This is a genomic window from Spirillospora sp. NPDC047279 (genome assembly GCF_040643285.1).
In the GTDB taxonomy this organism is placed as follows: Bacteria; Actinomycetota; Actinomycetes; order Streptosporangiales; family Streptosporangiaceae; genus Spirillospora.
Genome location: NZ_JBEYUA010000004.1, coordinates 308,011 through 320,948 on the forward strand (window position 1 = coordinate 308,011; position 12,938 = coordinate 320,948).

The following is a 12,938-nucleotide window of genomic DNA, read 5'->3' on the forward strand; positions in this document are numbered from 1 at the left end:
CGCACGCCGGTGCGCCGTCCGCGGCGCCCCGCGGCACCCCCTTCAACCCCGTGAAGGACCCCGCTCATGACTGAGACCTCGCATCCCCCCGTACGCGACGACCGGGAGCCGGCCGGCTCCGATCTCCCCGCCATCGAGCTCTCCGGCGTGGTGAAGGAGTACCACGCGCACGGCGAGAAGGTGCCGGCGGTCCGCGGGATCGACCTGGCGATCGGGCAGGGGGAGTTCTTCTCCCTGCTCGGCCCGTCCGGGTGCGGCAAGACCACCACCATGCGGATGATCGCCGGCTTCGAGGACCCCACGCGGGGCGAAGTGCTCCTCAACGGCAAATCCGTGACCGACGTGCCCGCCAACCGGCGCGACGTCAACATGGTGTTCCAGTCGTACGCGCTGTTCCCGCACATGAGCGTGTTCGAGAACGTCGCGTTCGGGCTCCGCCGCAAGGGCGTGGCCAAGGACGAGATCCGCACCCGGGTGGCGGGGATGCTGGAGATCGTCGACCTGTCGGGCCGGGAGAAACGCCGGCCAGGCGAGCTGTCCGGCGGCCAGCAGCAGCGGGTCGCGCTGGCCCGTGCGCTGGTCAACCGGCCGCGCGCGCTGCTGCTCGACGAGCCGCTCGGAGCGCTCGACCTCAAGCTGCGGCAGCACATGCAGGTCGAGCTCAAGCGCATCCAGCGCGAGGTCGGCATCACCTTCGTGTACGTCACGCACGACCAGGGCGAGGCGCTGACGATGTCGGACCGGATCGCGGTCATGAACGACGGGCGCATCGAGCAGCTCGGCACCCCGCGCGAGATCTACGAACGGCCCGCCGGCAAGTTCGTGGCGGGCTTCATCGGCACGTCCAACCTGCTCGCCGGCGAGGTGGGCGAGGTGCGCGGCGCGGACGCGATCCTGGCGTACGGCGACGGGGGGCGGATCGTGGTGCCGCTCGACGACCGGACCGCCGCCCCGGGCGACCGGCTCGAGCTCACCGTCCGGCCGGAGAAGATCGAGATCGGGACGCAGCCGCCCAACGGCGACGGCGGCTCCCGGGTGCGCGCCAAGGTGGCCGAGGTCGTCTACCTCGGCACGTCGACCAACTACATCGTCACCACCTCCGCCGGCGACGACGTGACGGTCTTCATGCAGAACGCGACGAACGCCGACGACATCGCCGGGCGCGGCGACGACGTGTGGTTGTCGTGGGAGCCGCGCCACTCGTACGCGATCGGCACCTCATGACCTCCGGCGACATGACCCCGCCCGGCATGGCCCCGCCCGACATGACCTCCGGCGGCCTCCGGAGGCCGGGCGACCTGCGCGCCGACCCCGCGTTCGCGCGCGGTCTGACGACGCGGCGCGGCGCCCTCCGGCTGTTCGGCGCGTCCGCCGCCGCGCTGGCGCTCGGCGCGTGCGGCATCCCCGGGCAGGGCGGGCGCGGCAACGTCACGCAGGCGCAGATCGACGCGTTCTGGAAGGACAAGGGCCGCCAGGGCAAGGTCAACTGGGCCAACTGGCCGGGATACATGGAGGACGACCGGGCCACCATCAAGGCGTTCACCAAGGAGACCGGCATCCAGGTGGACTACAAGGAGGTCATCCAGGAGGCCTCCGAGTGGTTCGGCAAGGTCCAGGCGCCGCTGGCCGCGAACCAGTCGATCGGCTTCGACCTGATGGTGGTCACCAACGGCATCCAGTCGACCAAGATGATCGAGCTCGGCTACCTGGCGCCGCTGGACCACAAGCGGCTCGCCAAGTTCGCGGCCCACGCCGGGAAGAAGTTCCAGAACCCGCCGTACGACCCGGGCAACGCGTTCACCATCCCGTACACCTCGGGCGTCACCGGCATCGCCTACAACACCAAGTACGTCAAGGAAGAGATCACCAGCATCGCCCAGCTCTTCGACCCGAAGTACAAGGGCCGGGTCGGCATGATGGGCGACTCGCAGGAGCTCGGCAGCTTCGGCATGTTCGCCCTCGGGATCGACCCCGAGAAGTCCACGCCGAAGGACTGGGAGGCCGCGGCGCGCAAGCTGCGCGACCAGCGCGACCAGAAGATCGTCCGCAAGTACTACGAGCAGAACTACATCGACGCCGTCACCAAGGGCGACGTGTGGCTGACCATGGCCTGGTCGGGCGACGTCTACTCGCTGGCCAGCGACGAGGTGAAGTTCGTGGTGCCGCGCGAGGGCGGCACGCTCTGGACCGACCTGATGATGATCCCGAAGACCGCGGCCAACCCGGTCGACGCGCTCACGCTCATGGACTGGCTGTACGACCCGCGCCGCAACGCCACGCTCACCGAGTACATCAACTACGTCACCCCGGTGCCCGAGGCCAAGAAGTTCATCGCCGCCGACGCCGCCGCGGCCACCGGCGAGGACAGGGCCGACCTCGAACGGCTCAGCGGCAGCCCGCTGGTCTTCCCGTCCGACGACGACCTGGCCAAGCTGCGCACCTACCGCGTCCTCACCCAGCAGGAGGAGCCGCAGTACCAGAAGGTCTTCCTTCCGATCGTGCAGGGGAGCTGAGCCGGCGATGCGGCGACTGAAGAGTGCTCTCACTCCGTACTTCCTCGTGCTTCCCGCCGGGATCTGGCTGCTGATCTTCTTCGCCGTCCCGCTGATCTACATGGCCTCGGTCTCGCTGATGACCGGCAACCTGATCGACGGCTGGAAGCAGACCTGGCACTGGCAGAACTACACCGAGGGCCTGGAGCTCTACGGCGACAAGCTCCTGCGCTCGCTCTGGTACGGGTTCCTGGCGACCGCGGCGTGCATCGTCCTGGCCTACCCGGCCGCGTACTGGATCGCCTTCAAGGGCGGGCGGCACAAGTCGACCTGGCTGTTCATGCTGCTGCTGCCGTTCTTCGTGTCGTTCGTGCTGCGCACGGTGGCCTGGAAGCTGGTCCTCACCGACAACGGCCCGGTGCTCAAGCCGCTCAAGAGCTGGGGGCTGCTGCCCGGCGACTTCCACGTGCTCGACAGCGGCTTCGCCGTCGTCTCCGGCCTGACCTACAACTTCCTGCCGTTCATGGTGCTGCCGATCTACGTGGCGCTGGAACGTATCGACTACCGCGTCATCGAGGCCGCGTACGACCTGTACGCGAGCCGGCGGGCGGTCTTCCGGCGGGTGGTCCTGCCGCTCTCGCTGCCGGGCGTGTTCGCCGGGGTCATCATGACGTTCGTCCCGGTCAGCTCCGACTACGTCAACGCGCAGGTCCTCGGCGGGCCGGGCAACACGATGATCGGCAACGTCATCCAGGCCGAGTACTTCACCAACAGCAACTACCACACGGCCTCGGCGCTCTCGTTCACGCTGATGGCCATCCTCCTCATCGGGATCTTCGCGTACGCCCGCGCGCTCGGCACCAAGGACGTTCTGGAGGCGGCAGGACGATGACGACCACCACCACCGCTCCGCCGGCGGCACCGCCGCGCCGCCGCCGGCGTCCCGGCAAGGGCCGCGGCCTGCAGATCTACACGATCCTGGTGGTCGCGTGGCTGCTCGTGCCGATCGCCGTGATGATCCTCTTCGGGTTCAACGACACCCACACCAAGCAGAACTTCGAATGGGAGGGCTTCACGCTCAAGTGGTACGTCCACCTGTTCGACAAGAAGGACCTCACCACCGCGCTCATCAACTCGATCACCATCGCGCTGCTCACGACGGCCATCGCCACCGTCATGGGCACCCTGCTGGGGCTGGCCATCGCGCGGCACAGGTTCCGCGGGAAGGGCCTGGCCAACCTGGTGATGTTCGCCGCGATCTCCTGTCCCGAGCTGGTCATGGGCGCGTCGCTGCTGTCGATGTTCGTGGCGACCGAGACGCCGCGCGGCTACCTGACGATCCTCGCCGCGCACGTGATGTTCTCGGTGTCGTTCGTCGCCATCACGGTCCGCGCCCGCGCGGTCGGCATCGACCCCTCGGTCGAGGAGGCGGCGCGTGACCTCGGCGCCGGCCCGCTGGCGACGTTCCGCCTGGTCACCCTGCCCATGATCATGCCGGGCGTGATGTCCGGCGCGCTGCTGGCGTTCGCGCTCTCGGTGGACGACTTCATCATCACCAACTTCACCAGCGGCGCCACGCAGACGTTCCCGCTGTGGGTCTGGGCCTCCACCCGCACCGGAACCCCGCCCCAGGTCAACGTGATGGGCACGCTGATCTTCGCGGTGGGCGTGCTGCTCGCCGTCGTCAACATCGTCGCCGCGCGCCGCCGCGCCCGCCACACCTGATCCAGGCGCGCGCCAAGAGCGGGTCAAGGTCGCAGGACCGTCCCGTCACGCCTGCCCGGCGTGGGTACGGGGCTTCAGAGGAGTGGGAAATGTGAACGCGTTGACGGCGCTGGCCGAGGCCGAGCCGACCACGTACTGGCTGCAGGACACCGACCGGCCCGAGGCCGCCGCGGCTCTGGTGGGCCGGGTGACCTGCGACCTGGCGGTCGTCGGCGGCGGCTACACCGGGCTCTGGGCGGCGCTGCGCGCCAAGGAGCGCGACCCGTCGCTGGACGTGGTCGTCCTGGAGGCCGACCGGGTGGGGGCGGCCGCGTCCGGGCGCAACGGCGGGTTCTGCGCCGCCAGCCTGACGCACGGGCTCGGGAACGGCATGGAGCGCTGGCCGGACGAGATGGCCGAGCTCGAACGGCTGGGACGCGAGAACCTCCGGGCGATCGGGGAGACCCTGACCCGGTACGGCATCGACGCCGAGTGGGAGCTCACCGGCGAGCTGAACGTCGCGACCCGGGAATGGCAGCTCGAAGGACTGGAGGAGGAGGCCGAGGCGGCGCGCTCCCTCGGGGGCGTGCCCGTCCTGCTGAGCGGCGACGAGGTGCGCAAGGAGGTCGACTCGCCCACCTACCTCGGCGGCCTGTGGGACCGCGACGGCGTGGCGATGGTGCACCCGGCCAAGCTCGCCTGGGGCCTCGCGGAGGCGTGCCGCTCGCTCGGCGTGCGGATCTACGAGAACACCCCGGTGACCGGCCTGCAGAGCGGCGACCGGCTGCGCCTGCCCACCTCGTACGGGACGGTCGAGGCGCGCCTCGTCGCGCTCGGCACCGGCGTCTTCCCGCCGCTGCTCAAACGGCTCCGCCATTTCCTGGTGCCGGTGTACGACTACGCGCTGGTGACCGAGCCGCTCAACGCGGAGCAGCGGGCGGCCGTCGGCTGGGCCAACCGGCAGGGGCTGGGCGACGGCGCCCACCAGTTCCACTACTACCGGCTGACGTCCGACGACCGGATCCTGTGGGGCGGCTACGACGCGATCTACCACTTCGGCAACGGCATCCACGCCGAGCTGGAACGGCGGCCCGCCACGTTCGCCGTGCTGGCCGAGCACTTCTTCGCGACGTTCCCGCAGCTGGAGGGCCTGCGCTTCAGTCACGCCTGGGGCGGGGTCATCGACACCTGCAGCCGCTTCTGCGCGTTCTTCGGCACCGCCCACGGCGGGCGCCTCGCCTACGCGGCGGGCTACACCGGGCTCGGCGTCGGCGCGACCCGCTTCGGCGCGGACGTCATGCTCGACCGCCTCGGCGTCGCGGGCGCCGACCCGGCCCGGACCCGGCTGGAGATGGTGCGCTCCAAGCCCGTCCCGTTCCCGCCCGAGCCCCTCCGGTACGGAGTGATCGAGCTGACCCGCCGGGAGATCGCCCGCGCCGACCGCAACGACGGCCGCCGCGGCCTCTGGCTCCGCACCCTCGACCGCCTCGGCCTCGGCTTCGACTCCTAGGCGCCGAGGAGTTCGCGGAGCCGTCCGGCGTAGCCGGACGGGTGGGTCATGCTGCCGTTGTGGCCGCCGGGGAACTCCTCGATGCCGACGCCCCGGAGGTTCGCGAGGACTTCGGCGCACCTGCGGTCGAAGACCTCGTGCGGGGTGGTGGCGCCGACGGCCGGGACGATGCGGGTGGGGGACGTGCGGAGCGGTCCGGTGTCGAGGGCGTCCTCGCGGACGGCGGTGAAGTCGTGGGCGATGAAGCGGGCGAAGTTGCCGGCGCGTTCTTCGGTCATGGGAGGGAGGACGATGCCGGGCTCGACGTCCTGGTTGCGCGGGTCGATGCCGAGGGTCTCGGCCATGGGGGCGAGCGCGGCGCGCCAGCCGTGCCGGTGGAAGACCTCCTGGATGCCGGCCAGCTCCTGGACGTGGCGCGCGCGTTCGGGGGCGGGCAGGAGGTACGGAGCGACGGGCTCGTGGGCGATGAGGGTGTGGAGCCGGTCATGGGCTGCCGCCAGGTGGAGGCCGATGGCGGCGCCCATGCTGCAGCCGAGCATGGCCACGGGGGAGTCGGTGAGCGTCAGGAGGAGGTGACGGACGTCGGCGGCGTGGGTGGCGATGGTGACGGGGGCCGGGGAGGTGACGGTGCTCCGGGAGAGACCCCGGCGGTCGTAGGTGACCACGGTGAAGGAGTCGACGAGCCGGCCGACCAGGGCGTCGGTGCGGTGGGCGTCGCCCTCGCCGCTCTGGGAGATCAGGAGCAGGGGGCCGGTGCCGCGCACCTCGTAGTAGAGCTCGGCGCCGGGAACGGAGATCTTCATGGACGGAACCATAATCCATCAGAAATTATGTATCAACACTGATGTATCTTCTGTGATGTATCTTCCGTGGGCATGAACGGAGTCGAGCTTTTCCTGCTGGGGCGCACGCTGATGAAGATCGGCGAGGAGGCGCTGCCGGCCGAGGGGATCGGCGGTGGGGGGCACCGGGCAGTGATGGTCGTGCTGAGCGACGTCCTCGGGCATCCCGACAGCACGGTGGGGGAGATCGCCGGCCGGACGGGGCTGCCGCAGAGCGCGGTCTCGACGGCCGTCGCGCGGCTGCGGGAGGCGGGCTCGGTCATCGCGACGGTCGACCCGGGCGACCGGCGGCGGTCGTTGATCCGGAGATCGGAGACGGTCTCGGAGCGGGTCGCGGAGGTGCGGGCGAGCACGATCGACGGCGCGCTCGCATCCGCGCTGAGCTCGGCCGATCCGGAGACGGTGGGCGAGGCGGTGCGGGTGCTGGAGTGGCTCAGGGATCGGCTGGCCGATCAGTCCGGGGACGCGTCCTCGGCACCGAAGATGACCGACGAGACCTCGAGGTAGAGCTGCTCGGGGTAGGGCATGTAGCCGACGTTGCGGAGCGCCTGCTTCTGGCCCGCCGACTCCATGACGAACTCGCCGTAGCCCAGCATGCGGCCCATCACCGAACGTTCCAGGGCGATGTCGGTGACCTTGGCCAGGGGCATCATCGCGACGTCGCGGTTGAGCACGCCGCTGATGACCATCACCCGGTGCTCGGTGACGAGGAAGAACTCGATCGACCAGGCGATGACCTTCCAGAGCAGGTAGCCCAGCAGGCCCAGCCACAACCACCAGATCCAGGCGATGCCGAGCGCCGCGCCCGCGACGCCGCACAACACCAGTCCGGCGACGACCAGCGAGACGGGAAGCAGGAGGACCGCCGGATGCCGCCGTACCGCGATCACGCGGCCCTCGTACGACATCAGGTACCGGTCGACCGTCCGCGATCCCGCGTCGCGGAACACCATCATGTCTTGCACGTTCACGGCGGCACCCTCGTCATGATCCGGGACCTCAACGGTAGCCGACCGCGGCCCGCCTCCGCAGTGTCCCGCGCGCCGGGTTGTGCGAACGCTCTTGTGCGCGCAGGTGCGACGACACAAGATTGTCGGCATGGGCGGCGCGCAGGAGCCTTCTACGAACGGTGACCCGGCGGGTGCGCGCGGTCGCCGGGGGGAATTCGTCCCGGACGTCACCGGGCGTCCGGTATGGCGGCTGCTGTTGCGGGGCCTCGGGGTGTTCCTGCCCGGCTGGCAGGCCCCCGGCGGCGCGATGCGGGTGTACGCCGGTCCCGGCGCGGGGCTGCCGGGGCTCAACGGGTTCGGCCCGCCCGCGTTCGTCAACGGCGACGCCGGGTTCGGACTGCACCTCCCGGCGCGGCGCAAGGGGCTCGAACCGGACCGCGAGATCTACGTGCGCGGACGCGAGGACCCGAGCTTCGGCATCGTCATCGCCGGGCCCGCGGCGGCGATCGGCACCCGGATCGTCGACGCCGACGAGCTGCTGCGGTTCGCGCGCCGGCTGACGTTCGAGGAGCTCTTCGTCGTCGGCGACGCCGACTCGGTGCCCTACGCCGTGCGGGCCGCCCGCGCGGTCGAGAACGTGGTGTTCCTCGACCGCGGCACCGGCATCGGGTTGTGCGCGGAGGTCGATCCGGAGACGCGGGCGATCACCTGCCCGGTGTTCGTGCGGATCGGCGGCCCGGCCGAACGGACCGTCCGGGCCTACGGGGTGGCCGCCCACGACGTGAGGTCCCACAACTGATGTGAGGGCAGCCGCCGCAGCCGCACGGCCGCGGCCGCCGGATCCCAGTAGACGTCGTCGCTCTCCAGCTCCAGCGACTGCGGAGGCGTCAGGACGGCGCAGAGCAGCTCCTCACGCGCCCGTACGGCCATGAGGGGGCCGATCTGTGCCACGGCGCCGGTGCTCTCCTGGAGCGTGCGCAGGAGGGCCTTGAGCGCCGCCTCGTCCTGCGGGGTGCGGACCGGCTCGACGCCCGGCGGCAGCACGGAACGGCCGCGTGACAGGCCGTTGCCGTTGTGCGGAAGGTCGGCGCCGGTCGAGATCAGCAGCGCGGTGAACTCGCCCGCCAGGTCCTCCACGGAATGCCCGGCCAGGAAGTAGCGGCGCCGGTCGGGCGCGCCCGGCGCCAGCCCGTCCGGCCCCTCGACGGTCCGGAACCGGATGTTGAGGCGGGCCGTGCGCACGCACCGTTCGTACATCTCGGCGAGGATGTCGTCGAGCTGCTCGTCGCGCGTCCACAACCGCCCGGTCGCCGTCACCGCCGCGGCGTCGCCCTCGACGCCGCGCGGCTGCCCGGTCAGCGACGAGGTGACCGCCTCGTCCAGCTCGCCCTCGGTGAACTGCAGCAGCTCGGTGACGACGTCCTCGACGTCCTCCAGCGTCCGGGTGAGGGTGCGCTGGAGCTCCAGGATCTCGGCGCCGCCGCGTTCGAGGTCGGCGAGCCGGTCGAGGGCGGTGTCGACCTTGCCCTCGACGGCGCCCGTGGCCGCCCGGTCGAGCGAGCGCATCGACGTCTCGACCTCGCCGAGCTTGCGGCGCAGCGCGGCCAGCGTGACCCGCTGCTTCTCCAGGTCGTGCAGGCGGGTGGCCTGGAGGCGCAGGTACTCGTCGGCCTGGTGGACGAGCACGGCGAGCTCCTCGACCTGGCCGGTGTTCTGCCGCAGCCGCGAGTCGAGCGCGGGCAGCACCTCGCGCTTGACCTTGGACAGCTCGGTGGTGAGCTGCTCGCCGACGGTCACCAGCACGGTGTTCTGCTTGGCGACCTGCTCGTTGAGCTCGTCGATCCGGCGGACGAACGCGCGGGACTGGTCCTTGCTCTGCTTGCCGGCGTAGAGCTCCAGCGCCCCCACGACGACGCACATCACCACCAGGATGACCGTCGTCATGATGCTCCTCGCAAGCTCTTGCGGCGGCGGTGGTAACTACCGGAAACGCTTTTGATCGCGACCATAACGTACGATCAAACGCCCGGACCGGCACTTGCGTAACCGACTCATCTCAGTGGCCCATGAGTCAGGTCACGTGTCGCCCGAAGGCGGCCGTGGCGGCCGGAGAACGGTCAATCGCAGCCCTCGAACTGCGGCACCGTCGTCGTGAACTTGAGCCCGACCGGGCTGAACCACTTGGCCAGGAGCCGCTGCGCCGTCCCGTCCTGGTACATCCCGGTGATGGCCTTGTTGACCGCCACGCAGCCGTCCGCGTCGCCGAGCCGCAACCCGATGCCGTACCCCTCGTCCGAGATCGGCGCGTTGACGATCCTGGGCCGGTCGGCCGCGTCGCCGCCGGACTCGGCGGTCTGCGCGGCCAGCCCGGCGAGGATCAGGTCGTCGGTCGACACCGCGTCCACCTGGCCCGCCGTCAGCTTGCCGAAGCAGTCGGCGTAGCCGGTCGCCGGCACCAGCCGCGCCGCCACGCCCTTCTCCTTGGTGACGCGCTCGTAGGAGACCGACCCCTGCACCATGCACAAATTGCGGCCGCGCAGGTCGCGCACGTTCTTGATGGGGCTGTCGCCGCGCACCAGGATGTCCTGGTGGGCGATGTAGTACGGCCCGGCGAACGCCACCTGGCGCTTGCGGTCGGGGGTGATCGAGTAGCTGGCCACCACGAGGTCGACGTCGCCGCCGCGGATCATCCGCTGCCGGGTGGCCGAGGTCACCTCCTTGAACGTGACGTCGGCGGCGCGCACGCCCAGCCGCCTGGCGACCTCGCGGGCGACGTCGACGTCGAACCCCTCGTAGCCGCCACCCGCCGTGCGCAGGCCGACCCCGGGCTGGTCCTTGTTGACCCCGATGACCAGCCGGTCCTTGTCGGCCAGCGAGACCTCGTCGGCCCCGGCGATGCCGCAGCCCGCCGCCCCCAGCACGGAGAACGCCGCCATCGCGGCGGCGCCGATCCGGCGTCCACGCATCCTCTGCTCCTTCGTCGCCGCTCCCGCCGTCATGCCGCTCCCGCCGTCACGCCTCACCGGTACTCCGACAGCCGCGGCCGGACGCCCGCCAGGACCAGCGCGACCAGCACGATCCCGGCCACCGGGATGACCAGGTTCCAGCCGGCGGTCCCGTCGTCGCCCTTCTTGATCGCGTCGTTGAAGGCGGTGCTGTGGATCTTGATCAGCCCGCCGAGCGACCGGTCGTACTCGCCGAAGCTGGAGTCGGGGCTCGCCAGCCGGGTCGAGATGGCCTGCTGGCGCTGCCCGCCCGCGACCAGGTCACGCAGGGAACGGTCGTCCCGCTGGTAGGCGCGGTAGTCGGTGAACACGGCGTTGAGGGCCTGGCTCTGCGACGGCAGCCGGTTGCGGTCGAACTCGCTGCCCAGGAAGCCCAGGTAGTCGTTCTCCTTGCCGGTCTGCTGCACGGCGCCGCTGTACTGCGCGAGGCTGTCGGCCTTGACGTACAGGATCGTCTGCGACTTGCTGAGGAACACCTGCTCGTAGGTGTCGGCGCGGGCCGGGTCCAGGAGGTACTTGGTCTGGTCGGCGTTGGCGCTGTTGCCGATGGCGCGGGCCCGGGACAACGCCAGGATCGAGTCGAAGCCGTCCTCCTTGGCCTTCTTCAGGTGGTCGGCCTGGCCGCCGAGCATCGTGAAGCCCACGCCGACGAACACCAGCGTGCCGAGCGTCGCGATCGCCAGCGCCGGGTTGAGCAGCCGGCGGAACCGGCGGAACAGGAAGAGCTGCAGCCCGCCCAGCAGCGCCAGGACCACCAGGCCGGTGCCCAGCACCCAGAGTCGCCCCGCCGTCACCGCGTCGCGCTTGTCCTCGTAGGTGTGCCGGACGAGCGTGCCGTTGTCGAGCGTCAGGTTGTAGGCCTTGGGCAGCAGGTCGAGCTTCATCAGGTCGGTGGCCTGCCGGTAGGTCTCCAGGACCCGCTCGGGCGGCGGCCCCGCGTCGTGCGGCGTCTGCTCGTCGAGCAGCAGCGCCTGGGCGGCGAGCCGCTCGTACCGGGCGACCGCGTCGAGCAGCTCGCGCGCGGTGCGCTCCTCGGTGGGGTCGTCGGCGAGCCTGGCCGCCTGGAGCAGCGCGGCGCCGGCGGCGCGGCGGCTCCGGTCGTAGGACTCCAGCGCCTGCTCGCGCTTGACGCCGAGGTTCTGCGTACGGCCGACCAGCAGCGCGTCGGCCAGCTGCGCGTCCATCTCGATCAGCTGGAAGTAGAGGTCACCGGTGGCGACGACCTGCGGCCCGGCGTCGTGCCCGATGACCCGGACGCCGTCGCGCGCGTCCGCGACGGCCGACCAGGTGACCGCGAGCAGCGCGGCCAGCGCCACGACGATCAGCGCGGTCAGCACCCGGACGCGGCCCGCGACCGTGCGCGGGACCAGCCGCGCCGCGCCGGTGCGCGGCTCGGAGCGGGCCGCCGGGCGGCCGGGCAGGGCGGGCTCGGCGGACGGCGGCCGGGTCGCGGGCGGCCCGCCGGCGATCGGCCCGGCCGGCGGCGGAGCCGAGGGGGGCTGGTGTACGGCCGTCATGTCGCCTCGCCTCGTCGCAGCGTGATGGTGGTCCAGGCGCCCACGTGGATGCGGTCGCCGTCGCCGACCGGGATCTCGGTGTTGAACGGGATGGGCTCGGTGGCGCCGTTGACGCAGGTGCGGTTGCGCGAACCCGGGTCGACCAGGGTCCAGGTGCCGTCCGGCTTGGCGAGCAGCACGGCGTGGATGTGGGAGACGCCCGGGTCTTCCGGCGGCTCGCGCAGGTCGATCTCGGGCGTGCCCTGCGAGCTGCTCCGCCGCCCGATCCGGATCTGCTGCGAGGTCAGCGGGATCCGGCGTTCGGGGTAGTACGGCGGGAACGCGATGCCGCCCGAGTCGGGCCCCTCCTCGGCGACGATCGTCGCGTAGTAGTCGCGGTCGGCGTTGACCAGCGCGACCCAGGTCGAGACGCCGGCGCCGCCGGCGTCACCGGACCCCGCCCCCACGCCCTCGGCGATGGTGGCCGGGGGCCCGCCGGGCGCCTGGGACGCGGCGCCGGATCCGCCGGATCCGGACGGCCCGGAGGAGGCCGCCGACGCCGCCGACGCCGCGGAGGCCTCGGCGGCACGGCGCTGGAGCTCCTCGGCCGAGATCTGGCGGGCCGGGCCGGTCGTGTGCGGCGAGTCGGGCAGCGGCGGTGGCGTGACGGTCACCGGGGTGGGCCTGCCGCCCCCGGTCGCGAAGTCGTAGCCGCACTCCTCGCAGAAGCGGTCGACCGAAGGCGTGCCGCAGTCGGGGCACGGGGTGCCCGGCGCGGCGCCGACGGCGTGCATCTGCATCGTCGGGCGCGGCGCGCCGGCCGACGGCGGCGGCGCGGCGGACGCGGGCGGCGCGGAGGACGCGCCGACGATGCGCTCACCGCAGACGTCGCAGTAGTCGGTGGCACCGGAGTCGTGGCCGGCCGGGCATGTCGCCATC

Annotated in this window: 13 protein-coding genes; 7 read left to right on the plus strand and 6 right to left on the minus strand. The window is 71.5% G+C overall.

Translation table 11 applies throughout. From position 1 onward, the window contains the following. The first annotated feature begins 66 nt into the window (after positions 1-66). From ABZ810_RS12030 to ABZ810_RS12050, 5 genes are all read left to right on the plus strand, one after another. Positions 67-1,224, plus strand: coding sequence for an ABC transporter ATP-binding protein (locus ABZ810_RS12030; RefSeq protein WP_358402338.1), 1,158 nt, complete (start codon positions 67-69; stop codon positions 1,222-1,224). Then, positions 1,221-2,513, plus strand: a complete 1,293-nt coding sequence (locus ABZ810_RS12035) for a spermidine/putrescine ABC transporter substrate-binding protein (RefSeq protein WP_358402340.1) — start codon at positions 1,221-1,223, stop codon at positions 2,511-2,513. Before ABZ810_RS12030 ends, ABZ810_RS12035 begins: the two co-directional genes overlap by 4 nt. 7 nt (positions 2,514-2,520) lie before the next feature. Further along, entirely contained in the window at positions 2,521-3,384 is an 864-nt protein-coding gene (locus ABZ810_RS12040; RefSeq protein ID WP_358402341.1) for an ABC transporter permease, read from the plus strand. Beyond that, on the plus strand, positions 3,381-4,217 hold the full coding sequence (locus ABZ810_RS12045) for an ABC transporter permease (RefSeq protein ID WP_358402343.1): 837 nt from the start codon (positions 3,381-3,383) through the stop codon (positions 4,215-4,217). The genes ABZ810_RS12040 and ABZ810_RS12045 overlap by 4 nt, the downstream gene beginning before the upstream one ends. Before the next feature lie 91 nt (positions 4,218-4,308). Next, entirely contained in the window at positions 4,309-5,706 is a 1,398-nt protein-coding gene (locus ABZ810_RS12050) for an FAD-dependent oxidoreductase (RefSeq protein WP_358402345.1), read from the plus strand. On the opposite strand, the gene ABZ810_RS12055 is transcribed toward ABZ810_RS12050, so the two are convergent. Next, entirely contained in the window at positions 5,703-6,509 is an 807-nt protein-coding gene (locus ABZ810_RS12055) for an alpha/beta hydrolase (RefSeq protein ID WP_358402347.1), read from the minus strand. The genes ABZ810_RS12050 and ABZ810_RS12055 overlap by 4 nt on opposite strands. A gap of 72 nt (positions 6,510-6,581) precedes the next feature. Between ABZ810_RS12055 and ABZ810_RS12060 the strand changes: the two genes are divergently transcribed. Continuing rightward, complete coding sequence (locus ABZ810_RS12060; protein ID WP_358402349.1) at positions 6,582-7,055, plus strand: MarR family transcriptional regulator; 474 nt, start codon at positions 6,582-6,584, stop codon at positions 7,053-7,055. On the opposite strand, the gene ABZ810_RS12065 is transcribed toward ABZ810_RS12060, so the two are convergent. Continuing rightward, positions 7,001-7,504 carry a PH domain-containing protein gene (locus tag ABZ810_RS12065; RefSeq protein ID WP_358402852.1) on the minus strand — a complete coding sequence of 168 codons (504 nt, stop codon included), beginning with the start codon at positions 7,502-7,504 and terminating at the stop codon, positions 7,001-7,003. The two genes, ABZ810_RS12060 and ABZ810_RS12065, sit on opposite strands and share 55 nt — an antisense overlap. Positions 7,505-7,646: 142 nt before the next feature. Here ABZ810_RS12065 and ABZ810_RS12070 point away from each other — a divergent pair, with 142 nt between their 5' ends. Beyond that, on the plus strand, positions 7,647-8,297 hold the full coding sequence (locus tag ABZ810_RS12070; RefSeq protein ID WP_358402351.1) for a hypothetical protein: 651 nt from the start codon (positions 7,647-7,649) through the stop codon (positions 8,295-8,297). Here ABZ810_RS12070 and ABZ810_RS12075 read toward each other — a convergent pair. From ABZ810_RS12075 to ABZ810_RS12090, 4 genes are all read right to left on the minus strand, one after another. Continuing rightward, the gene (locus ABZ810_RS12075) at positions 8,258-9,442 is read right to left on the minus strand and encodes a hypothetical protein (RefSeq protein ID WP_358402353.1); all 1,185 of its coding nucleotides are present in this window, start codon (positions 9,440-9,442) and stop codon (positions 8,258-8,260) included. The genes ABZ810_RS12070 and ABZ810_RS12075 overlap by 40 nt on opposite strands. Before the next feature lie 173 nt (positions 9,443-9,615). Then, a complete protein-coding gene (locus ABZ810_RS12080) occupies positions 9,616-10,464 on the minus strand; it encodes a glutamate ABC transporter substrate-binding protein (RefSeq protein ID WP_358402355.1) in 849 nt (282 codons plus the stop codon). 53 nt (positions 10,465-10,517) lie between these two features. Continuing rightward, the gene (locus tag ABZ810_RS12085) at positions 10,518-12,020 is read right to left on the minus strand and encodes a hypothetical protein (protein ID WP_358402357.1); all 1,503 of its coding nucleotides are present in this window, start codon (positions 12,018-12,020) and stop codon (positions 10,518-10,520) included. Beyond that, positions 12,017-12,937, minus strand: coding sequence for an FHA domain-containing protein (locus ABZ810_RS12090; RefSeq protein ID WP_358402359.1), 921 nt, complete (start codon positions 12,935-12,937; stop codon positions 12,017-12,019). Before ABZ810_RS12090 ends, ABZ810_RS12085 begins: the two co-directional genes overlap by 4 nt. Position 12,938: the final 1 nt, after the last annotated feature.